Source organism: Roseovarius sp. M141 (assembly GCF_024355225.1).
In the GTDB taxonomy this organism is placed as follows: domain Bacteria; phylum Pseudomonadota; class Alphaproteobacteria; order Rhodobacterales; family Rhodobacteraceae; genus Roseovarius.
Map to the genome: position 1 here is coordinate 2,495,435 of NZ_VCNH01000008.1, position 21,707 is coordinate 2,517,141.

At 64.1% G+C, this 21,707-nt stretch carries 20 protein-coding genes; 10 read left to right on the plus strand and 10 right to left on the minus strand.

All coding sequences use genetic code 11. The annotated features are described in order from the left end of the window. Positions 1-227: 227 nt before the first annotated feature. Positions 228-1,133, plus strand: coding sequence for a mechanosensitive ion channel family protein (locus FGD77_RS16125; protein ID WP_255011196.1), 906 nt, complete (start codon positions 228-230; stop codon positions 1,131-1,133). A gap of 93 nt (positions 1,134-1,226) precedes the next feature. Here the strand turns inward: FGD77_RS16125 and FGD77_RS16130 are convergent, their stop codons facing one another. Further along, on the minus strand, positions 1,227-1,958 hold the full coding sequence (locus FGD77_RS16130; protein WP_255011198.1) for a hypothetical protein: 732 nt from the start codon (positions 1,956-1,958) through the stop codon (positions 1,227-1,229). Positions 1,959-2,178: 220 nt separating this feature from the next. On the opposite strand from FGD77_RS16130, the gene infC reads away from it, so the two are divergent. After that, a complete protein-coding gene (infC, locus tag FGD77_RS16135) occupies positions 2,179-2,724 on the plus strand; it encodes a translation initiation factor IF-3 (protein ID WP_369682766.1) in 546 nt (181 codons plus the stop codon). Between the two features lie 169 nt (positions 2,725-2,893). Here the strand turns inward: infC and FGD77_RS16140 are convergent, their stop codons facing one another. From FGD77_RS16140 to FGD77_RS16180, 9 genes are all read right to left on the minus strand, one after another. After that, entirely contained in the window at positions 2,894-3,682 is a 789-nt protein-coding gene (locus tag FGD77_RS16140) for a xanthine dehydrogenase family protein subunit M (protein WP_255011199.1), read from the minus strand. A gap of 85 nt (positions 3,683-3,767) precedes the next feature. Next, the gene (locus tag FGD77_RS16145; RefSeq protein WP_255011201.1) at positions 3,768-6,149 is read right to left on the minus strand and encodes a xanthine dehydrogenase family protein molybdopterin-binding subunit; all 2,382 of its coding nucleotides are present in this window, start codon (positions 6,147-6,149) and stop codon (positions 3,768-3,770) included. Between the two features lie 36 nt (positions 6,150-6,185). Continuing rightward, on the minus strand, positions 6,186-6,683 hold the full coding sequence (locus FGD77_RS16150) for a (2Fe-2S)-binding protein (RefSeq protein ID WP_255011202.1): 498 nt from the start codon (positions 6,681-6,683) through the stop codon (positions 6,186-6,188). 71 nt (positions 6,684-6,754) lie between these two features. Further along, a complete protein-coding gene (locus FGD77_RS16155) occupies positions 6,755-7,777 on the minus strand; it encodes a molybdopterin-binding protein (RefSeq protein ID WP_255011204.1) in 1,023 nt (340 codons plus the stop codon). Beyond that, positions 7,774-8,739, minus strand: a complete 966-nt coding sequence (locus FGD77_RS16160; protein WP_255011206.1) for an XdhC family protein — start codon at positions 8,737-8,739, stop codon at positions 7,774-7,776. The genes FGD77_RS16155 and FGD77_RS16160 overlap by 4 nt, the downstream gene beginning before the upstream one ends. Positions 8,740-8,823: 84 nt before the next feature. After that, complete coding sequence (locus tag FGD77_RS16165; protein ID WP_255011208.1) at positions 8,824-10,803, minus strand: OmpA family protein; 1,980 nt, start codon at positions 10,801-10,803, stop codon at positions 8,824-8,826. Positions 10,804-10,919: 116 nt separating this feature from the next. Next, positions 10,920-12,200 (minus strand): VWA domain-containing protein, encoded by a 1,281-nt coding sequence (locus FGD77_RS16170; RefSeq protein ID WP_255011210.1) that lies wholly within the window; start codon positions 12,198-12,200, stop codon positions 10,920-10,922. Between the two features lie 58 nt (positions 12,201-12,258). Continuing rightward, complete coding sequence (locus FGD77_RS16175; RefSeq protein ID WP_255011211.1) at positions 12,259-13,167, minus strand: MoxR family ATPase; 909 nt, start codon at positions 13,165-13,167, stop codon at positions 12,259-12,261. After that, on the minus strand, positions 13,164-13,484 hold the full coding sequence (locus tag FGD77_RS16180; protein WP_255011212.1) for a hypothetical protein: 321 nt from the start codon (positions 13,482-13,484) through the stop codon (positions 13,164-13,166). The genes FGD77_RS16175 and FGD77_RS16180 overlap by 4 nt, the downstream gene beginning before the upstream one ends. Between FGD77_RS16180 and pyrC the strand changes: the two genes are divergently transcribed. The 8 genes from pyrC (at position 13,483) to FGD77_RS16220 (ending at position 21,703) form a co-directional block, all read left to right on the plus strand. Then, entirely contained in the window at positions 13,483-14,529 is a 1,047-nt protein-coding gene (pyrC, locus tag FGD77_RS16185) for a dihydroorotase (protein WP_255011213.1), read from the plus strand. The two genes, FGD77_RS16180 and pyrC, sit on opposite strands and share 2 nt — an antisense overlap. A 54-nt stretch (positions 14,530-14,583) precedes the next feature. After that, positions 14,584-15,258 (plus strand): orotate phosphoribosyltransferase, encoded by a 675-nt coding sequence (locus FGD77_RS16190; RefSeq protein ID WP_255011214.1) that lies wholly within the window; start codon positions 14,584-14,586, stop codon positions 15,256-15,258. 235 nt (positions 15,259-15,493) lie between these two features. Further along, positions 15,494-17,002: a replicative DNA helicase gene (locus tag FGD77_RS16195; RefSeq protein WP_255011215.1), complete on the plus strand. Its 1,509-nt coding sequence runs from the start codon at positions 15,494-15,496 to the stop codon at positions 17,000-17,002. 88 nt (positions 17,003-17,090) lie between these two features. Beyond that, positions 17,091-18,125, plus strand: a complete 1,035-nt coding sequence (alr, locus tag FGD77_RS16200) for an alanine racemase (protein ID WP_255011217.1) — start codon at positions 17,091-17,093, stop codon at positions 18,123-18,125. Beyond that, the gene (locus tag FGD77_RS16205; RefSeq protein ID WP_255011219.1) at positions 18,125-18,910 is read left to right on the plus strand and encodes an ABC transporter permease; all 786 of its coding nucleotides are present in this window, start codon (positions 18,125-18,127) and stop codon (positions 18,908-18,910) included. Before alr ends, FGD77_RS16205 begins: the two co-directional genes overlap by 1 nt. Continuing rightward, positions 18,907-19,653 carry an ABC transporter ATP-binding protein gene (locus FGD77_RS16210; protein WP_255011221.1) on the plus strand — a complete coding sequence of 249 codons (747 nt, stop codon included), beginning with the start codon at positions 18,907-18,909 and terminating at the stop codon, positions 19,651-19,653. The genes FGD77_RS16205 and FGD77_RS16210 overlap by 4 nt, the downstream gene beginning before the upstream one ends. Positions 19,654-19,697: 44 nt before the next feature. Beyond that, positions 19,698-21,065, plus strand: coding sequence for a DNA repair protein RadA (gene radA, locus FGD77_RS16215; RefSeq protein ID WP_255011223.1), 1,368 nt, complete (start codon positions 19,698-19,700; stop codon positions 21,063-21,065). A 20-nt stretch (positions 21,066-21,085) separates the two neighbouring features. Beyond that, complete coding sequence (locus tag FGD77_RS16220) at positions 21,086-21,703, plus strand: CvpA family protein (protein WP_255011225.1); 618 nt, start codon at positions 21,086-21,088, stop codon at positions 21,701-21,703. Positions 21,704-21,707: the final 4 nt, after the last annotated feature.

Sequence of the window (21,707 nt, forward strand, 5' to 3'; positions counted from 1 at the left end):
GTCGTCGCCACTCGCGGCCCATAGGGGTCTGCGGGTGTCGTGCGCCGTTGCCGATTGCACACCGTTTCAGTCCGCCATTTTCGACCGGAGCCTTTGCGATGTCACTGCGTTCTGCCCGCATCATCTGCGCGGTCTGCACCAGATGCATCAGCCCGAGTCCGCGCGCCCACAGCGCGGGCGCGACGACAGCACCGCACAGCCCCCCCCACGTTTGAAAGGCCCATTGCATGAGTCCCAAACAGCACGCCCGTCGGCTGATATGGCCTGTCGCCTCAGTTGTCCTCAGCCTCGGGCTGATCCTGACCCTGCCCCATGTCGACCTGAGCCGCGCCGTCGAAGACGTTGAAGCCCTGTCGATGGGCGTCACGGTGGCGGTCTATTTCTCGCTTGCGTGGCTTGCCAGCCGACTATTGGCCATGGTGCTGGACCAAGCGACCACCCGCAGACGTCCCTATCCACGTCTGCTCAAGGATCTAATCGCTGCCGTCTTGTTCCTGCTGGCCTTTGCTGCATCTGTGGCGATGTTCATGGGTCAGGGCGCTGTGGGCGCACTGGCCGGATCGGGGCTGGTGCTGGCAATGCTGGGCTTTGCGATCCGCAATGTGGTTGCCGACACCCTGTCGGGTATCGCGCTCGGGATCGAAGGGCCGTTTCGCATCGGTGACTGGATAGACATCGACGGGCTGGCCCGCGGCAAGGTGATCGAAATCGGCTGGCGCACCACCCGCGTCCTCACGCGCGATTCAACTTATTTGATCCTGCCCAACAGTCAAATCGCGCGCCAGCGCATCACCAACTATTCCGCGCCAAGGCCCCAATACCGCGCGCAGGTGGCCATCATTCTGGATCATTCCATCCCGATCGACCTGGCCCGCAAGACGATGCTGGCCGCCGTCAAGGAGGCGAAGCTGATCCAGCAGGATCCGCCGCCAGATGTGCGTGTACTGTCCTACGAGGAAGGCGGCATCGCCTATGCCTTGCGGTACTGGCTGACCCGGTTCGACCGCGATGTCGACTGCCGTGACGAAGTGTACAGCCTGCTCGACAACGCGCTGCGCCAAATCGGCGACGTTGCGCCACGCAAACGGGTTGAGCTGATCGGTCCGGAAATTGCGGCGCCCCATCCGGAGTAAGATGCTCCGGTCAGAGGATGTACACAAACAATAAGGGCCCCGGCTGCATTTCGCACCGAGGCCCTTGGGGCAAGCTTACATACTGAAGAAGCCTTACTTCCCCAGCGCGGCGCGGGTCTGCGCGATCGCCGCTTTCAGCAGATCGGGGTTGTTCTGTGCCTCCCTGAGGCTGGCTTTCAGAAGGGTCTTCTGCGTATCGCTGATCTCGGAATTGTCGATCATGTCGGCTGCCGCCTGCATGTCGAAATTCTGCTCGCTCAGCGGGTCTGTCGCATCGGCTGCTGTCGCCGCATCTGCGCCCGTTGCTGTATCGGTAGCGTCTTCCAAGGTCCCCTCAACCGCGTCCACAGTATCGGACGCCGCATCGCCTACATCAGATGCCGCATCAGCCGCATCTTGGGTTGCGTCCTGCGCAGCCTCGTCGACGACTTGCATCGCATCACTGCCCTCTTCAGCCATCGCATCGACAGCGGATTCGGCACCTGCCGCAGCCGTGGCGGCAGCATCCTCGGCGGTACCCTCTACCACGTTCATTGCGTCGTCCGCGCTGTCCAGAACGTCATCTGTCGCGGTCTCAACCGTATCGGCGGCCTCATCGGCAGCTGCGTCCACCTCGACAGCGACGTCATCTGCCGCAGCTTCGACGTCATCGCCGGCAGCATCAGCGGTATCGGCCATATCGCTCGCAGCTTCATCCGACACGCTAGGGGCCTCGATCGTCTCATCGGCGGTGTCGATCATATCGGCAGGCGTCTTTCCTGTCACCAATACGTAGCCGCCAATCAAAACGATTGCAGCCAGCGCGATCCAAAGCAGGTTTTTCATTTGGTCATCCCCAATAATCCAAAGCAACCGCGATCCGCCCAACCTAATTGGCATGGCACGGCCACGTTCCATCTGACGTCATGCCCGCCGTACCCGCAAGGCGCAAGGCCGATTCCCCCCGGATCGGCACAGATCGGCCTATTTTGCGGCTTGAAACATCAAGGGGCGGCGTCTAGGTTGCTGTTCCGAAAGACATCCCAACAATCAAAGGATCAAAGCCATAGCCCGCAGACCGCACAACGCACCCCCCACGCGCGACACTGGACCCCGAGTAAATGACCGCATCCGTGATCCCGAAATTCGGCTGATCGGGGCCGATGGCGATAACGTCGGTGTCGTGTCAGGTGCGCGCGCCTTGGAAATGGCCGTAGAAGCGGGCCTGGATCTGGTCGAAATCTCGCCGAATGCCAAGCCGCCCGTGTGCAAGATCATGGATTTCGGCAAGTACAAGTACGAAACGCAAAAACGCGAGGCCGAAGCCCGCAAAAAGCAGAAGATCATCGAGGTGAAAGAGGTCAAGTTTCGCCCCAACACCGATACGCATGACTATGACGTCAAAATGCGCAACGTCTTCAAGTTCCTGGAAAATGGCGACAAGGTAAAGATCACGCTTCGTTTTCGCGGCCGTGAAATGGCCCACCAGGATCTGGGTCGCGTACTGCTGCAACGCATCGCCGCCGATGTCGAGGGCACCGGCAAGGTCGAAAATATGCCCAAGATGGAAGGCCGCCAGATGATCATGATTGTCGGCCCGATGCCAAACTAAAGCGTTTCGCGAAACGCAGCGCGACATATGAGCGTTGCACGCGGTTCGCCATAGCCGAGCATCTCAGGTTTAAGGCGGGACGCTTTAGGTATCCATCTAATGAATACACCGTAAAAATCGGCGCCGGAAATGGCGCCGATTTCCTTTTCCGCGCTCTTGTCATGGCGCATTAGCCCGCCGCAGCAACCGCCCGCCGCGTCATGACGCCGGTCAGATGAGCTCGATATTCCGGCGTCCCATGCAGATCGCCGATCATACCATCTGCCGGAACGGTCAGCCCCTCCAGTGCCGACGCGTTGAAATCAGCACTCAACGCGTTCTCGGCCTCACTCCAGCGAAACACGCCGCTTTCGGACGCGCCAGTAATGGCCACGCGCACCCCGTCTTCGAACTTCGCCACGAACGCCGCGACCAGCGCAAAACGCGAGGCAGGCTGTTCAAACTTGGCATAGGCCGATTTGCCGGGCACAGGAAACTTGACCTCGGTAATGATCTCGCTCTCGTCCAGCGCCGTATCGAACATGCCTTGAAAGAAATCATCCGCACCAATTTCACGCTTGTTCGTCACGATTGTCGCGCCCGCTCCCAGCGCCGCCGCCGGATAGCAAGCGGACGGGTCGTTATTGGCAAGCGACCCGCCCAGAGTGCCGCGATTGCGCACTGCCGGATCTCCAATCTTGGCCGCCATGGCCGCGAGGCCCGAAAAATCGCCCGCGCCCGCCGCCACCTCGGCATGCGTCGTCCCGGCGCCGATGCACAACCGTCCGGCATCGTCCGTGCAAATTCCGCGCATCCCCGGTATGCCGGTAAGGCTGACCAGAACCGACGGCATCGCCAGGCGCTGTTTAAGCGTCGGGATCAATGTCTGCCCTCCGCCCAGTGGCTGCGCCTCGTCTGCGGCCAGCGCCTTGACCGCATCCTCGATGGTCGCAGGCCGCTCAATTTCGAATGCATACATCCCGACATCTCCCACATTTCGGCAATCGTTTCTTCTTGCCTCAAATATCCCGGGGCTCCGGGGCAGCGCCCCGAAATCCCCGGCCTCAGCCTTGCTGCATCGCCGCCCAGACACGCGACGGTGTCACGGGCATATCCACGTGGTCCACTTTGTGCCCCCCCGATTGCAATGCATCGACGACCGCATTGATCACCGTGGGCGTCGACCCGATCGCGCCCGCCTCACCACACCCTTTGACACCCAATGGATTGTGCGTGCAGGGTGTGCCATTGCTGTGGTCGACACGAAAGAACGGCACATCGTCCGCCCGCGGCATGCAGTAATCCATGTAGCTGGCCGACAACAACTGCCCGTCCGCATCATAGGTGCAATTCTCCATCAGCGCCTGACCGATGCCCTGCGTGAGCCCGCCATGCACCTGCCCGTCCACGATCATCGGGTTGACCACGTTGCCGAAATCATCCGCCGTCGTGAACTTTTCGATCGTCACCTTGCCGGTTTCGGGATCGACCTCGACCTCGCAGGCATAGGCACCGGCAGGATAGGTGAAGTTGTTCGGGTCATAAAACGCCGTCTCCTCCAACCCCGGTTCGACCTCGTCAAGCGGGTAGTTATGCGGCACATATGCTGCCAACGTCACGTCGCCCCATGCCAGCGATTTATCGGTGCCCGCAACGGTGAACTTGCCGTTCTTCAGCTCGATATCGCCGTCGGAGGCCTCCATGATATGGGCCGCGATCTTCTTGGCCTTGGCGATGATCTTCTCGGTGGCGCGCACCATGGCGCTGCCCCCCACGGCAATAGAGCGCGAACCGTAGGTGCCCATGCCCATCGGCGTATTGGCGGTGTCGCCATGCACGATTTCGATCATGTTTGCGTCGATGCCGATCATATCGGCCACCACCTGCGGGAAAACCGTCTCGTGGCCCTGCCCGTGGCTGTGGCTGCCGGTCATGACCGTGATGCCGCCGGTGGCATTGACGCGCACCGTTGCACTTTCATACAGCCCCGCGCGAGCGCCCAGTTGCCCGACCAGATTGGACGGCGCGATGCCGCAGGCCTCGATAAAGCAGTTGACGCCAAGGCCGCGCAGCTTGCCCTTGGCCTCGCTTTCCTTGCGGCGCGCCTCGAACCCGCCCAGATCGGCCTGCGCTTCAAGTTTGTCCACCAAGCGATTGAAATCGCCTGAATCATACTCCACTGCGACGGGCGTCTGATACGGAAACTCGGTGACAAAATTCTGCTTGCGCAGCGCGATAGGATCGACCCCCAGCTCGCGCGCGGCCTTGTCGATGACGCGCTCGAGCTGATAGGTTGCCTCGGGCCGCCCGGCGCCGCGATAGGCGTCGACGGGCACCGTGTTGGTAAACACCGCGCGCACATTCACATAGACCAGCGGCGTCTTGTAGTTGCCGGCCATCAGCGTGCCGTGCAGCCATGTCGGGATCGACGGCGCAAAGGTCGACAGATAGGCGCCCATATTGGCCAGCGTATCGGTGCGCACGGCGGTAAAGTTGTTGTCCTTGTCCAGCGCCAGCTCGATCTTGGTGACGTGATCGCGCGCCTGCGCATCGCTCAGGAATGCCTCGGACCGGGTGCAGGTCCATTTGACGGGCCGGTTCAGCGCTTTGGCGGCAAAGGTGCAGAATGCCTCTTCGGCGTAATGGTAGATTTTCGAGCCGAACCCCCCGCCCACATCGGGCGCCACGACGCGCAGCTTGTGTTCGGGGATGTTCAGCACGAACGCCCCCATCAGCAGGCGGATCACATGCGGGTTCTGCGATGTGGTGTACAGCGTGGAATCGCCCGTTCCCCGGTTGTAGTCACCGATGGCGACGCGCGGCTCCATCGCGTTGGGGACAAGGCGGTTGTTGATCAGCTCGACCGTGGTGACATGGGCCGCTGATCTGATCGCGTCGTCCACCGCCTGTTTGTTTTCTTCGACAAAGCCCCAGTCAAAGCACAGGTTGCTGGTCAGCTCGTCATGCACCTTGGTCGATCCATCCGCTAGCGCGGCGCGCATATCGACAACGGCGGGCAAATCTTCGATGTCGGGGATGATCGCCTCGGCGGCGTCGCGGGCCTGCTCACGTGTTTCGGCCACGATGGCGGCGATGGGATCACCGACATGGCGCACGTGCGTCTCGCACAGAACGGGGTGGCGCGGCTCTTGCATCGGCTGGCCGAAACGGTCGGTGACCTGCCAGCCGCAGGGGATGGAGCCGACCGTCTTGAAATCCTCGCCGGTGAAGATGCGCAGCACGCCGGGCATCTTTTCCGCCTCGCTCAGGTCCAGCCCGTTGATCTTGCCGTGGGCGACGTCCGAGCGCAGGAAATGCACATAGGCCTGCCCGCGCAGATTGATATCGTCGGTGTAATTTCCGGTGCCGGAGAGGAAGCGGACATCCTCGCGCCGCTTGGGGCTGGCGCCGATTCCGCCATGATCGGGTGGGGTGTCCTTGGGCATGTCGTGTCTCCCTGGGTTGGCGATGCATGGACAGGCTTACTCGGCGGCGATGCCTCCTGCGATGCCGGTCACATCCTGACCGCTGGCCGCCATGATCGCCTTGACGATATTATGATAGCCGGTGCAGCGGCAGATATTGCCCTGCAAATAGCTGCGCACCTCGGCCTCGGTCGGCTGGGGGTTGTCCTTTAGCAGCGCCGAGGCGCTCATCACCATGCCGGGGGTGCAGAACCCGCATTGCAGGCCGTGGTAATCCTGAAACGCCTGCTGGATGGTGTTCAGCGTCCCATCAGGGGCTGCCTGCCCCTCGATGGTGTCAACCGTGGCACCCTCCGCCTCGGCAGCGAACATCGTGCAGGCTTTGACGGCCTTGCCATCCACATGCACGACGCAGGCGCCGCATTGACTGGTGTCGCAGCCGACATGGGTGCCGGTCAGGCCTAGGGTTTCCCGCAGGAAGTCGACCAGTAGCGTGCGGCCCTCGATAGTGCCGCTCGCTGGCTTGCCGTTCACTGTCATGCTGACTTCGGACATGGGCGCCTCCCTCAAGTATCGCTGTCTGAGGCAGAGTTAAGCACGGCATAGGTGACTTGAGAAGCCTGTTTTTACGCCGAATTCTTGCCGCGGCGCGGCATCGGGCGACTGTGGATCTCTTTCAGCAAACCGCCGACGCCCATCGCCGCAATGTCCGCCGATGTGACCGGCACGCCGCATATCACCCGCTCCAGCACCCAGTCAGCGCCGTTCAGCGCGGGGGACCGGGCGCATCCCGGCAGGCCGATCACCGGCTTGCCGCCTATCCGGCCGAGGAACAGCAGATTGCCCGGATCGACGGGCATTCCATAATGGTCGACCTGTCCGCCAGCGTGGCGCACGCCCTGCGGCGCAACATCGCAGATATCGGAGGTTGCCGATCCGGTGAGGATCATCAGCACCTCGCCGGGGGCATCTGCCAGTGCAGCCGATATGGCCTGCGCATCATGCGCAACGACGATGCGCGGCGACAATTGCGCGCCGAAATTCGCCGCACGCGCCGCCATTGCACGGCGCCCCTTGTCCGGCGGCGTGTCTGGCCCGATGCGCGTCTCGATCAGAGTGAGGGTCGCGATCTGGGCACCATGCAGACCAATCGCGCCGCGCGCGGCGGCGCAGGCTTGGGCCAGCCGGTCACCGGGCACCGCATAGGGGATGATCTTGATCGTCGCGACCAGCCCATCGGCGGCGATCCTTTGCCAGCAAGGCACGGTGGCGATCGTGATGCCAGGGTCCACCAGGTTGGCAGCCAAAATCGCGGCGGCGTCCAGCGACACGATGCCGGTATGTTCTGCAACCAAATTAACCCGCCCTGTGCTGGCGCGCCGAGCGCGCAGCCCGACGCCCGAGGCCAGCATGGCGGCGGCCAGTTGCTCGGCGGCGGCGTCCTCATGCACATCGCCCGGTTCCAGCCGCGCGGCAACGACCTGCGTGACCCCGTCCTCGGCCAGATCGCGCAGGTGTTGCACCGTCAAAACCGTGCCTTTGGCGATCTTGTAGGTCAGGCTGGCATAGCCGTCCGGCGAAGGCGCGCGCATGGAATGGGCCAAGATCGCGCCCGCCGCCTCGTCCAACGGCACAGGCCCGAACTTCACGTCCCCTGCCTCAGCACCTGCGTCATCTGCGCAAGGATGCTCAGCGCGATCTCGGATGGGCCAGCGGCGCCGATATCCAGACCTACAGGGCCGTGGATGCGTGCCAGATCGGTCTCCGTGAACCCAGCCTCGCGCATCCGGTCCAGCCGCTTGGCGTGGGTGCGGGTCGACCCCAGCGCGCCGATATAGAACACATCGCTGCGCAGCGCCTCGGTCAAGGCAGGATCATCCAGTTTGGGATCATGCGTCAGCAGCACCAGCGCCGTGCGGGCATCCAGCCCCAGCGCGCGCACCGCGTCATCGGGCCAGTCGTCCAGCAGGGTTTCCCCCGGAAACCGCGTGTCCGACGCAAACGCGGCGCGCGGATCGATGATGACCGGATCGTATCCGGCAATCCGCGCCATCGGCACCAGCGCCTGCGCGATATGCACGGCGCCCACCACGATCAGTCGCAAGGGTGGGTTGTGGATGGCGACAAAAGTCTCGCCATCCTCCTGAAACCCCGAGCGATCCATGCGAAAGCGCTCCTCATGCCCGGACATCTCCAGCCTTGGCGCGGCGCCCGGCGCCGTCACCAACGCGGCAGGCTGGCGAGCGGCGCGGGCGGTGACCAGCGCCTCCAGAACGTCCTCCGGCAACGCCGATCCGATGGGCTGCACCAGCACCCGGATCGTGCCGCCGCAGGCAAGCCCGACGGCAAAGGCATCCCCGTCGCTGACGCCATATTCCAGCATACGGGGTGCGCCATCGGCAATCGCCTCCAGCGCCTCGGCCATCACGGCGCCCTCGACGCAGCCGCCCGACACGGACCCGGCCATGGCACCGCTGCCGGACACCGCCAGCATGGCCCCCACGCGGCGCGGCGCACTGCCCCACGTCTGCACCACCGTAGCCAGCGCAGCGCCCTGCCCCGATTGGTGCCAGCCCAGCGCAATGCGTGGAATATCGTCGATCTCAGACATCAAAAGGCCCTCCGCCATTACTATGTGACGGAGGACCGAGACACTCAATGCAAATCCGCACCGGATTCGCGGCGCAAAGGCGCCCTAGCGGTTGCCGGTCAGCAGTGGCGTGATATTGCGCACAGCGCCGCGCCGGTTGCCGCGGATGTCGCCGGTCTGCTTGATCCTCAGATCCGCCTCGCCGTATCCCTGCACGATCATGTTCGACGGCGGGACGTCGAAATACTCGGTCAGGGCCAGAGCGACGGATTCGGCCCGGCGGTCAGACAGCGCAAGGTTGTAGCTCGCGTCGCCCACCGTGTCGGTGTGTCCTTCGATCAGGAACACCTGCGCCGGATCGTTGTCGATCGCCGCCAGCATGGCATTGCCCAGAGCCGACAGCGATTTTGCCTCACCGGCCTCGATCACCGCCGAACCTGTGCGGAAGTTGATCGCATCCAGCGCGATCACCGGAACCAGTTTGCGCACTGCGTCGATCCGGCGGATCTGGTTCAGCGAGAATGTCCGCTCAGGAAGCGCCTCGTTCTTGGCGCTGAGCGCGGCGCGCAGGCCTTCCTCATCTGCGGTGCTGTAGTCGTAATCGCTTTCGCGGGCGGGCCTTAGATTGGTCACATCGACGCGGTCAAAGTTGCGCGTGTCGTCGAACAGCAGCACCTCCTGCCCATCGGGCAAAATGCGCGTGCGGCGCAGGACGCGGCCATCGGCGGCGCGGATGGTGACGGTCGAGGAATTGTCACGCGCGACGACCTCGGTCCGGGTCGAGCCATCGGTATAGGTCTGAGTCGCCACATTGCTGCCGGGCTGGCGCAGCAGCGTGTCATCATCCTTGATGATACGGTACTGCCCGTTCGGGTCGCGCACCACGGCCCGGTCGCCGGTGTTGGACACGACTTCCCCGCCATTGTTCAGCATCTTGCCGACCGCGTAGGCGCCGAGGCCCGCTGCGGCGACAATGCCGACCGCTTTCAGCAGATCGTTATCCTTCTCCTTTGCAGTCGGCGCCTGAGTAAAGACCGTCTGTTGACCGCCGGCGGTCGTCTCGAACTCTTCGTCCGAGGCGCGCGCCTGATCTTCGGTCACGGTGCCTTCTTGCGAGTCGACCACCTCGCCCTCGCCGCTGGCGGCGGCAGCGGCGGGCGCATCGCCGGTTTCCTCGGCCAGGGCATCGGCCTGTGCCTCGGCGCTGACCTCCGGGGCCTCGGCGGTGTCGGTTGTGGTTTCCACAGTTGTCTCGGTGGCGCCGACGTCAGTGGCCCCTGTTTCGGGTAGCTCCTCAGCGGCTTGATCTGTGGCGGGGGCGTCGTCCTCGCCTGTAGCGGTCTGATCCGCAGGCTCTGCAGTGGCGGCATCCTCTGCGACAGCAGGATCTGCGACGTCGTCACTTGTCGCGGCGTCCTGTGCCGCTTGCTCCTCAGCCGTACTCTCGGCCTGCGGCGCGGATTCGGGCTCGGGCGCAGCCTCCCCGGTGGCTTGTTCCTCGGTGGCTGCCTCTACGTCTGCTTCTGCTTCTGCCGTGGCCGCCGCGTCTGCTTCATCCGCTTGTTGTTCGGCCTCAGCGGCGGCGGCGTCGATTGCCTGTTGGTCAATTGCCTGCTGTTCGGCCGCTGCGGCCTCGTCGGCCGCTTGCTGCGCGGCGGCGGCGTCCGCTTGTGCCTGCGCCTCGGCCGCCGCGTCTGCTTCTGCTGTGGCTGCTGCCTCCGCTTCTGCAGCTTGTTGGGCGGCGGCATCGTCAGCAGCCTGCTGCTGTGCGGCTGCGGCCTCGTCCTCGGCCTGCTGAGCCGCAGCGTTGGCGGCATTTTCGGCTGCCAGCGCTTCGGCTTCGGCTTCGGCTTGGGCGGCTTGCTGCGCGGCCTCGTCGACTGCGCCGTCTACGGCACCCTCAATGGCGTCGGTCGCAGTGTCATCCTGCAACGCTTCCGCTTCGCTTTGCGCCAAACGCATCAGTTGCGGCGCAGCGTCATTGCGGGACACGTCGGTAGCGCCCAGCGCGACGCCGGGCATGGGGGCGGCGGCATTCAGTACAAGGGCAAGTGCCGTGGTGGATGTAAGCCAAGTGCGACGCATGTAAGTTCTCCTGTTTAAAACGTTATCCGGGCGCACATTGGACCAGCCGCCGCGCGCGATACGCGGATTATTGACGCAACAACGCCCCCACGCCCGGATTGTTCCGCAAGATGGCCCTAGATCGGCGGGGTTCCGCGCGCGGCCATCAGGCGGGTTTTCTCGCCTGCCTGTAGCGGGGCGGCAAAGGCTGCTGCCAGATCTTCGATCGAGGCAACGGAATGGCAGGCCAGCAGGCTATCGACATGTGGCAGCATCGCAGCAATGCCCTGCGCACGCGGCGCGAAGCCGTCCCATCGCAAAAGCGGATTCAGCCAGATCAGCCGCCGGGCGCTCAAATGGAGTCGCTGCATCTGCGCCGCAAGGAAATCGGGCGCGCCCCGGTCCAGGCCATCACTGATCAGCACCACCACGGCACCTTGCCCCAGCACCCGGCGCGACCAGTCGCGGTTGAACGCGGCAAGGCAGTCACCGATGCGCGTGCCGCCCTCCCAATCCTGCACCTCGCGCCCGGCGGCGGCCAGCGCCGCATCGACGTCGCGCGTGTCCAGATGGCGGGTGATGTTGCTCAGCCGCGTGCCGAAGGTAAAAGCATGCACCCGGCCCCAGCCGCCTGCGCGATCCGCCCCCCGGCTGTTGGCGACGGCATGGACAAAATGCAAAACCATCCGGCTATATTGGCTCATCGAACCGGAAACGTCGCACAGCACCACCAGATCCGGCGCCTTGATACGGGGGGCACGGCGGGCCAGCTGCGTGATCTCGCCGCCCCGGCGCAGGGCAAGGCGCATGGTGCGGCGCGCGTCGATCAGCCGACCACGGGCGTCTGAAGCCATCCGCCGCGACGGCATCGGCGGCACCGGCAGCGTCAGACGCGCCAGCATGCGCCGCGCCTCGGCAATCTCGGCGGTGCCCATCTGTTCGAAATCGAGGCTGCGCAGACGCTCGCGCGCCGAAGCTGTGGCGCTGGCGTCGATTTCAAGAAGGCTGTCTTCGTCCTTGCCCTCGGGCATGTCAGGCACAGGCGCCTGCGCGCCGTCCAGCAGCGCCTCGGCCGCGCGTTTCTCGGCGGGTTTGGCGGGCGGGCTTTCATTCAGGCCGTGCATGGCAGGCAGAAGCATCGCCATCATGTGTTCCAGAAAGCGCGGATCGCGCCAGTAGAGACGAAAGATCTGCGCAAAAACCGCGCGATGTTCGGGGCGCGTCACGCAGAGCGCATGCAGCGTCCAGTAAAAATCGCGCCGCGAGGTAAAACCGACATCGGTCACCGCGCGCACCGCATCGATCACACGACCCGGCCCCACGGGCAGGCCCGCCCGGCGCAGGGCGCGGATGAAATGGGTGATATTCTGCGCCAATTTCGGGTTATCGGGCAGATCGAGGTCGGGGTATTCATGCATATGTCGCGCCGGGGGTTCTACCCCCGGACCCCCGGAGTATTTGCGGAACATTGAAAGATCATGCGGGCGGCAGCGCGGCGCGGGCATTATCGAGGATGCGGGTCGCCTCGCTGCCCTGCATTTTGGCGATGTCATCCTGATATTTCAGCAGCGCGCCGAGTGTATCAGCCACGACCTGCGGGCTGAGCGCGACGGCGTCCAGCGCCAGCAGGCATTTGGCCCAGTCGATGGTTTCCGCGACGCCGGGTTTCTTGAACAGATCCTCGGTACGCAGGGCCTGCACGAACGCGACGACCTCGCGGCTGAGTGTTTCAGACAACTCGGGCGCGCGGGCGGCAAGAATCTCAGCCTCGCGTTCGAAATCGGGGTAGTCGACCCACGCATAGAGGCAGCGGCGCTTCAGCGCGTCATGCACTTCGCGCGTGCGATTGGAGGTCAGGATGACGATGGGTGGCTCGGGCGCCTTGATCGTCCCCAGTTCGGGGATGGTGACCTGAAAATCGCTGAGTGCCTCCAGCAAAAACGCCTCGAATGGGGCATCGGTGCGGTCCATTTCGTCGATCAGCAAAACGGGGGGGCCGCCAGCCTGCGGGCGCATGGCTTGCAAAAGGGGGCGCTCGATCAGGAAAGCGTCGGTGAAAACATGGTCTGTCAGGGCGGCCGTGTCGGCGCTTCCGCCTGCCTCGGCGGCGCGCAGGGCAATCATCTGTGCGGCGAAGTTCCATTCATACACCGCGCTGGAGGCATCCAGCCCCTCGTAGCATTGCAGGCGGATCAGGCGACGGCCAAGCGCCGTGGCGACGGCCTTGGCTATTTCGGTCTTGCCGGTGCCAGCCTCGCCTTCCAGAAACAGGGGCCGCCCCAGACGCAGCGACAGGAACAGCGCGGTAGCCAGCGCGCGCCCGCAGACGTACCCCTCTTGCGCCAGCATATGCTGCACGTCATCGATATTGCCCGGTTGCCTCATATGAGCGCCTCGTTTTGCTGTCCTGCCGTTGCACCCTGAAACGCTTCGGTCAGCCTGTCCAGCAAACCGCACGCATTTACCAAAGTTTTGACAGAACCGCCGGGTATCGCAGGAGTGACATGCTCAGACTTATGCACCGCAATCCATTCGAGAACCATCATGATGTAGAATACACCAGTCAACTTCGACACGCCGCTTACAAGGCAGCAAAGCAGGGCGGCACACATCTGCCACCGCTCACGCCGAAGGTGGCGGGCCCGGATGAACGAACCGATCCCACTGGCGCGGCGCGCGCCGATCGGGTAAAGCGCCCGCATGACACATCTGACCCTCCGCACCCCCGACGACTGGCACCTGCATCTGCGCGACGGCGCCATGTTGCGCGCGGTGCTGCCCCATAGCGCGGCACATTTCGCGCGCGCGATCATCATGCCCAACCTCGTGCCGCCCGTCGTCACCGGCGCCGATGCCGCCGCCTACCGCGCGCGCATCATGGCCGCCCTGCCCGAGGGCGCGGATTTCATACCGCTGATGACCCTCTATCTGACCGAAGACACGGACCCCGACGACGTCGCCGCCGCGCATGCGTCCGGTCTGATCCACGCGGTCAAACTGTACCCGGCCGGCGCCACCACCAACTCTGCCAGCGGCGTGGCAAATTTCGACCGCGTGCAAGGCGTGCTGGAGCGGATGGCACAGATCGGCCTCCCCCTTTGTGTGCATGGCGAAGTGACCGATCCGACCGTAGACATCTTCGACCGCGAGGCAGTGTTCATCGACCGCATCCTCGATCCGCTGCGCCGCCGCGTGCCGGTCCTCAAGGTGGTTATGGAGCATATCACGACGTCCCAGGGCGTGGATTACGTCAAGACGCATGACACCGGCCTTGGCGCCACGATCACAACGCATCACCTGGTCATAAACCGCAACCACATTCTGGCCGGTGGCATCCGCCCGCATTATTATTGCCTGCCCGTGGCCAAGCGCGAAGAGCATCGCCTGGCCCTGCGCGCCGCCGCCACCTCAGGCGATGCGCGCTTCTTCCTCGGCACGGACAGCGCGCCGCATACCGACCCGGCCAAACTACAGCCCTGTGGCTGCGCCGGCTGCTTTACCGCACCCAATACGATGCCGATCCTCGCGCATGTATTCGAGCAGGACGGCGCGCTGGCCAATCTGGAATCCTTTGCCTCCCTGAACGGCCCGGCCTTCTACGGCTTGCCGCCAAATTCCAGCACCATCACGCTGACCAAAGGCGCCCCGGACCAGCCCACACATATCGACACCGACGATGGCCCTGTCACCATCTTCGATCCGGGTTTCACCCCCGACTGGCACGTTACCGCCCGTTCTTCTTGCTAAAAATATCCTCGCCGAAGGCGAAATAAGTCCCAACCCGTCACAAGGACCGCCCGCATGATTCCCAGCACCTACCCCCCCGCCGAAGAAATCGCCCGTCTGACCGCGCGCATGCTGCTGGAAATCGGCGCTGTCCATTTCAACGCGACAACACCCTATATCTACTCCTCCGGCCTGCCCGGCCCGACCTATATCGACTGCCGCAAGCTGATCTCGTACCCGCGCATCCGCAGTACGTTGATGGATTTTCTGGCGGTCACGGTCATGCGCAATGCGGGGCTGGAGGCCTTCGACAATATCGCCGGCGGCGAAACGGCCGGCATTCCGTTTGCTGCCCTGATGGCCGAGCGGATGGCCCTGCCAATGACCTATGTGCGCAAAAAGCCCAAGGGGCATGGCCGCGGCGCGCGCATCGAAGGCACCATGACCGAGGGGCAGCGCGTGCTGCTGGTCGAGGATCTGACCACCGATGGCGGCTCGAAAATCGGCTTTGTCGATGCCATTCGTGAAACGGGGGCGACCTGCGCGCATACTGCCGTCATCTTCTACTACGGCATTTTCCCGGACACCGTGCAGACGCTTGAGAATCACGGCGTCGCGCTGCATCACCTGTGCACATGGTGGGACGTTCTGGCCGAGGCGCGCGCCCAAGGCACCTTCGATGACGCCACGCTGCGCGAAGTCGAGGCGTTTCTCAAGGCCCCTCGTGCATGGCAGGACGCCCGCGCCTGAGCGGCAGCACATAAGGCTGCCACTTCCCGGCAACAGACTTGGGCCGCTTGCGGAATTCAGCCAATAGCAAGCGCGGCAATCTACCGCACGACCACCAGATGTTGACGCGGCGCCCCTTAGCGGCGCAAGATGACGTGCAAGCGGGCCGTGCTTGAAACCACCCACAGGTTTATACAATTTGCACCCGCAGGGGGCATCCGTCTATGACGGCAACGCAGGGCAGCCGGAGAGCGACATGAACGAGATCATCAAATTCAACGCAAGCGGCAGCGCTGCCGGGACCGAAATTCAGGCCGCCGACACCATGCCCCACTCGATCGAGGCCGAGCAGCAGCTCCTTGGCGCGATCCTGACCAACAACGACGTCTTTGACCGCATCGCCAGCATCATCGGGCCGCAGCATTTCTACGACCCCGTCCACGCCCGCATCTTCGAGACGGCAGCCGCGCGCATCGCCAAGAACAACCTGGCATCCCCCGTCACGCTCAAGGCGTTTTTGGAAGAGGACGAGGGCCTCAAGGAGCTGGGCGGCCCCGCCTATCTGGTCAATCTGGCCGGCGCGGCAATCAGCACCTATGCGGTGCGCGACTACGCGCAGATGATCTATGATCTGGCGATCCGCCGCCAATTGATCGCGCTGGGCCACGACATCGCCGGCAAGGCCGCGCATATGAATGTGGACAGCGAGCCGAAGGACCAGATCGTCGAGGCCGAACAGCAGCTCTACAAGCTCAGCGAGCAAGGCCAGACCGACAGCGGATTTCAAAGCTTTCTCAGGGCAGTAACGGACGCTGTTAATGTGGCCAACGCGGCCTATCAGCGCGAGGGCGGCATGGCCGGCATCTCAACCGGCCTGATCGACATGGACAAGAAACTGGGCGGGCTGCACAAATCCGACCTTCTGATCCTCGCCGGGCGCCCGTCGATGGGCAAGACGTCGCTGGCCACTAACCTGGCGTTCAACATCGCCAAGGCCTACAAGCGCGGCACGCTGCCCGACGGCACCGAAGGGTCCATCGAAGGCGGCGTCGTCGGCTTCTACTCCTTGGAGATGAGCGCCGAACAGCTGGCCGCGCGCGTCCTGTCCGAAGCCTCCGAAGTGCCCAGCGAACAGATTCGCCGCGGCGACATGACCGAGGGCGAATTCCGCCGCTTTGTCGACGCCGCCAAACAGCTGGAATCCTGCCCGCTATATATCGACGACACGCCCGCCCTGCCGATCAGCCAGCTGGCGGCACGCGCCCGGCGTCTGAAACGGACGCATGGCCTCGATGTTCTGATCATCGACTACCTTCAGCTGGTGCGCGGCACCGGACGCTCTGAAAACCGCGTGAACGAGATTTCCGAGATCACCATGGGCCTCAAGGCCATCGCCAAGGAGCTGGACATCCCCGTCATCGCCCTGTCGCAGCTTAGCCGTCAGGTGGAAAACCGCGAGGACAAGCGCCCGCAACTCAGCGATCTGCGCGAATCGGGCTCGATCGAGCAGGACGCGGACGTGGTCATGTTCGTGTTCCGCGAGGAATATTATGTCGAGCGCGAGAAACCGTCGGATGACAGGCTGGACGAAATGGCCGCCTGGCAGGAACGGATGGAGCGTCTGCACGGCAAGGCCGAGGTCATCATCGGCAAACAGCGCCACGGGCCCATCGGGTCGATCGACCTCAGCTTCGAGGGGCGCTTTACCCGCTTTGGCAACCTTGTGCAGCCTTGGCAGAATGGCGGCAACGAGCAGGAGTTCTGATGGCGCCCTTTTCACACACCCCCGGCGGCGCTGCCTGCCGGGGCGCTTTGGGCTTGACGCGGCGCGCACCCGTGTCAAAACCCCGGTCATGAGTACAGCCACCCTTACCGTAGATCTCGGCGCGTTGACCGCCAACTGGAGCGCGCTTGCCGCAATGGGCCGCGCCGAAGCCGCCGCCGTGGTCAAGGCCGACGCCTACGGCCTGGGCGCCGCGCGGGTGGGCCGGGCCTTGGCCAAGGCTGGCGCGCGCACGTTTTTCGTCGCCGTCACCGAGGAAGGCGCGGCATTGCGTCAGGCGCTTGGCCCCGGTCCGGTGATCTACATCCTGTCGGGCCACATGGCAGGTGATGCCGACATGCTGGGCGACATGGACCTGACGCCGATCCTGAATTCGCTGGACCAGCTGATCCGTCATCTGGAAGCCCTGCCGGGCCATCCCTTTGGCCTGCAACTGGACACCGGCATGCACCGGCTGGGTATGGAGCCCAGCGAATGGACCGCCGTGCGCGACATCGCGCTGGCCCAAAGCCCGCAGTTGATCATCAGCCACTTGGCCTGCGCCGACGATTTGGGCGCGGCGATGAACACGGACCAATTGGCGACGTTCCGCCAGATGACTGCCGGCCTCGACTGCCCGCTGAGTCTGGCCAATACCGGCGGCATCCTGCTGGACCGGGCCTATCATTTCGATGTGACGCGCCCCGGTATCGGCATGTATGGCGGTATGCCGTTCGAAAAGGCCCGCCCTGTCGTATCGCTGGATATCCCGGTGATACAGTGCCGCGACGTCGCGCCGGGCGATGCCGTGGGCTATGGTCGCGCGTGGACTGCGCGCCGTCCCAGCCGCATTGCAACGCTGAGTGCCGGCTACGCCGATGGCATCCTGCGCTGCCTGGGTGATCGCGCCGCTGTCTGGGCCGACGATGTGCGCTGCCCCGTCGTGGGGCGGATTTCGATGGACCTGATCGGCATCGACGTGACGGACACCTCCAGAGACCCCAAATCTGTCGCGCTACTGGGCCCATTGCAAGGTATCGATACGTTGGCGGATGCTGCGGGTACCATCGGATACGAGATACTCACTTCGATGAGCGCGCGCTACACCCGGCGGTATCTCGGCTGATGACCGTGATCCTTGGCTTTTTGGCCGCTATCGGACGTCATGTTCTTGCGGCGCTGGCGGGCATTGGTCGGGTTACGCTGTATACCGGGCAGACGGTGTCGCACCTGATCCGCCCGCCGTTTTACATGCGTGAATTCGCCCATGCGCTGATCCAGATCGGGTGGCTGTCGCTGCCCGTCGTCGGGCTGACCGCGCTGTTCACGGGCGGCGCGCTGGCGCTGCAAATCTACGCCGGCGGCGCGCGGTTCAACGCCGAAACGGTCGTGCCCTCCATCGTCGCCATCGGGCTGACGCGGGAACTTGGCCCGGTTCTGGGCGGCCTTATGGTGGCGGCGCGTGTCGCCTCGTCCATTGCCGCCGAGATCGGCACGATGAAGGTGACCGAGCAGATCGACGCGCTGACCACCCTGTCTACCAATCCGATGAAATACCTTACCTTGCCCCGCGTTCTGGCCGCGACGCTGGCCGTGCCGCTGCTGGTGGGCGTGGGCGACGTGATCGGCGTCATGGGCGGGTTTCTGGTGGGCGTCGGACGGCTGGATTTCAACGCCGCGACCTACATGCATAACACGCTGAATTTTCTCGAGGGCTGGGACGTGCTGAGCGGGATGATCAAGGGCGCGGTCTTTGGCTTTATCGTCGCATTGATGGGCTGCTATTACGGCATGAATTCGGGGCGGGGCGCGCAGGGCGTGGGGCGCGCGACCAAGGCGGCGGTCGTAACCGCCTCGGTGCTGATCCTGGCCAGCAACTATGTCCTGACAGAGGTGTTTTTCTCAGCATGATCACCCTGACGGACGTCCGTAAATCCTTTGGCAGCAACCACGTTCTGCGCGGGGTCGACCTGACGCTGGACAGCGGATCATCCATGGTGATCATCGGCGGGTCCGGCACGGGCAAGTCGATCCTGCTGAAATCCATCCTTGGCCTGGAAATGCCCGATAGCGGCACAATCACGCTGGACGGGGCCGACGTTACCCGCGGTGATCGCGATGCGTTCCTTGCGCGCTTTGGCATGCTGTTTCAGGGCGGCGCGCTGTTTGATTCGCTGCCGGTCTGGCAGAACGTCGCCTTTCGCCTGCTGCGCGGTCCGGCCAAGCGCCCTGTCGCCGAGGCGCGCGAGATCGCGATCGAAAAACTGCGCCGCGTCGGCTTGACCCCCGATGCCGCCGACAAATTCCCGGCCGAGCTGTCGGGCGGGATGCAAAAGCGCGTCGGCCTTGCCCGCGCGATTGCCGCCGAGCCCGAGATCATATTCTTTGACGAGCCGACGACGGGCCTTGATCCGATCATGTCGGGCGTCATCAACGATCTGATCCGCGAGATCGTCGTTGAAATGGGCGTGACGGCCATGACCATCACCCATGACATGACATCCGTGCGCGCCATCGCCGACAAGGTCGCGATGCTGCATGACGGCGTGATCAAATGGACCGGGCCGGTCGCGGATATGGATGCGTCGGGCGATCCCTACCTTGATCAGTTCATCCATGGCCGCGCCGAGGGGCCCATCGAGGCGGTGCGTTAAGCGCCCCGTTGACGGCCCTGCCCGCTTGGGGCATCAGGCAGCCTATGGCGAAAAACCAACCGACATTCACCTGCACGGCCTGCGGCGCGGTCCATAACAAATGGTCCGGGCGCTGCGATGCGTGCGGTGCGTGGAACACCATTCACGAGGATGAGGGCCTCAGCGCCGGGCCGTCAACGGCCACGCTGGGCGCGAAACGCGGCACCGGCATGAAGCTGACCGATCTGTCGGCCAAGGAGGCGCCGCCCCCGCGGACCTCGTCCGGCATGGATGAATTGGACCGCGTGCTGGGCGGCGGGCTGGTGCCGGCCTCGGCCATCCTTGTCGGCGGCGATCCGGGCATCGGCAAATCGACGCTGCTGTTGCAAGCGGCGGCCAGTTTCGACCGGCAAGGGCTGAAAACCATCTACGTCTCGGGCGAGGAGGCCAGCGCGCAGGTACGCATGCGGGCTGAACGGCTGGGCCTGTCAGGCGCCAATGTGAAACTGGCGTCCGAAACCAACCTGCGCGACATCCTGACCACGATGGAGGCCGAAAAGCCCGATCTGGTGATCATCGATTCGATCCAGACCATGTGGCTGGACACCATCGGCAGCGCGCCGGGCAGCGTCAGCCAGGTGCGCGCCGCCGCGCATGATCTGACCAGCTTTGCCAAGCGGCGCGGCGTCAGCGTCGTGCTGGTCGGTCATGTCACCAAGGACGGCCAGATCGCCGGGCCGCGCGTGGTGGAACATATGGTCGACACCGTGCTTTATTTCGAGGGCGAGCGCGGGCACCAGTTCCGCATCCTGCGCGCCGTCAAGAACCGGTTCGGCCCCGCCGACGAGATCGGCGTATTCGAGATGACAGGCGCCGGGCTGGCGCAGGTCACGAACCCCTCGGCTCTGTTCCTGAGCGAACGGGGCAAACCCTCGCCCGGATCGGTGGTGTTCGCCGGGATCGAGGGCACGCGCCCCGTTCTGTGCGAGCTTCAGGCCCTGGTCGCCCCGTCACCCCATTCACAGCCGCGCCGCGCGGTCGTGGGCTGGGACGGTGCGCGGCTGGCGATGATCCTCGCGGTGCTCGAATCGCGCGTCGGCATCCCGTTTGCCGGGCTGGACGTCTATCTGAACGTCGCGGGCGGCATGAAGATCAGCGAGCCGGCGGCGGATCTGGCCGTCGCCGCCGCCCTACTCAGCGCGCGAGAAGACGCCGCCCTGCCCGCAGACACTGTCATTTTCGGCGAAATCAGCCTATCAGGCGCCTTGCGGCCCGTGGGCCAGACCGAAAACAGGTTGAAAGAAGCCCAAAAACTTGGTTTCAGCAGTGCAATCATTCCCGAGGGCGGCAAGCCCGGCGGAAAAACCGGTCTGACGCTGACACGTGCGGCGGATCTGATCGGCTTTGTGGGCGACACATTTGGCGCTGGTTAGCGCATAAGGATCGAGGCGACATGGACGGCTTTACCATCATCGACGGCGTTGTAGCGCTGGTTATCGTTCTGTCGGCGCTGCTGGCCTATTCGCGCGGGTTCGTGCGCGAGGCGCTGGCAATCGCGGGCTGGATCGTGGCGGGAATCATCGCCTTCATCTTTGCCCCGCAGGTCGAACCGCTGGTCAAGGAGATCCCGGTCATCGGCGAATTCATCGCCGACAGCTGCGAACTGAGCATGATCACCGCATTCGCCGTCGTGTTCGCCATCGCGCTGATCGTGGCGTCGCTGATCGTGCCGCTGTTCTCGTCTCTGGTGCAGCGCTCGGCGCTGGGCGGAATCGATCAGGGGCTGGGTTTTGTCTTTGGCGTGGCGCGGGGCATATTGCTGGTTGCCATCGCTTATTTCGTCTACGAAACGATTATGACATCGCAGCAGATCCAGATGGTCGATGACAGCCGCTCGGCCCGCGTGTTCCAGCGCATGACCGGCAAGATCGAGGACGGAAACCCCGAGCAGGCACTGGGCTGGATCACCGCGCAATACGAGGCATTGGTCGGCAAATGCAGCGAGACGGCAGCCCCCGCTGCAATTGATCCCGCCGCCACCGATGACGCGACCATCGCCCCCGCCGAGTAACCGC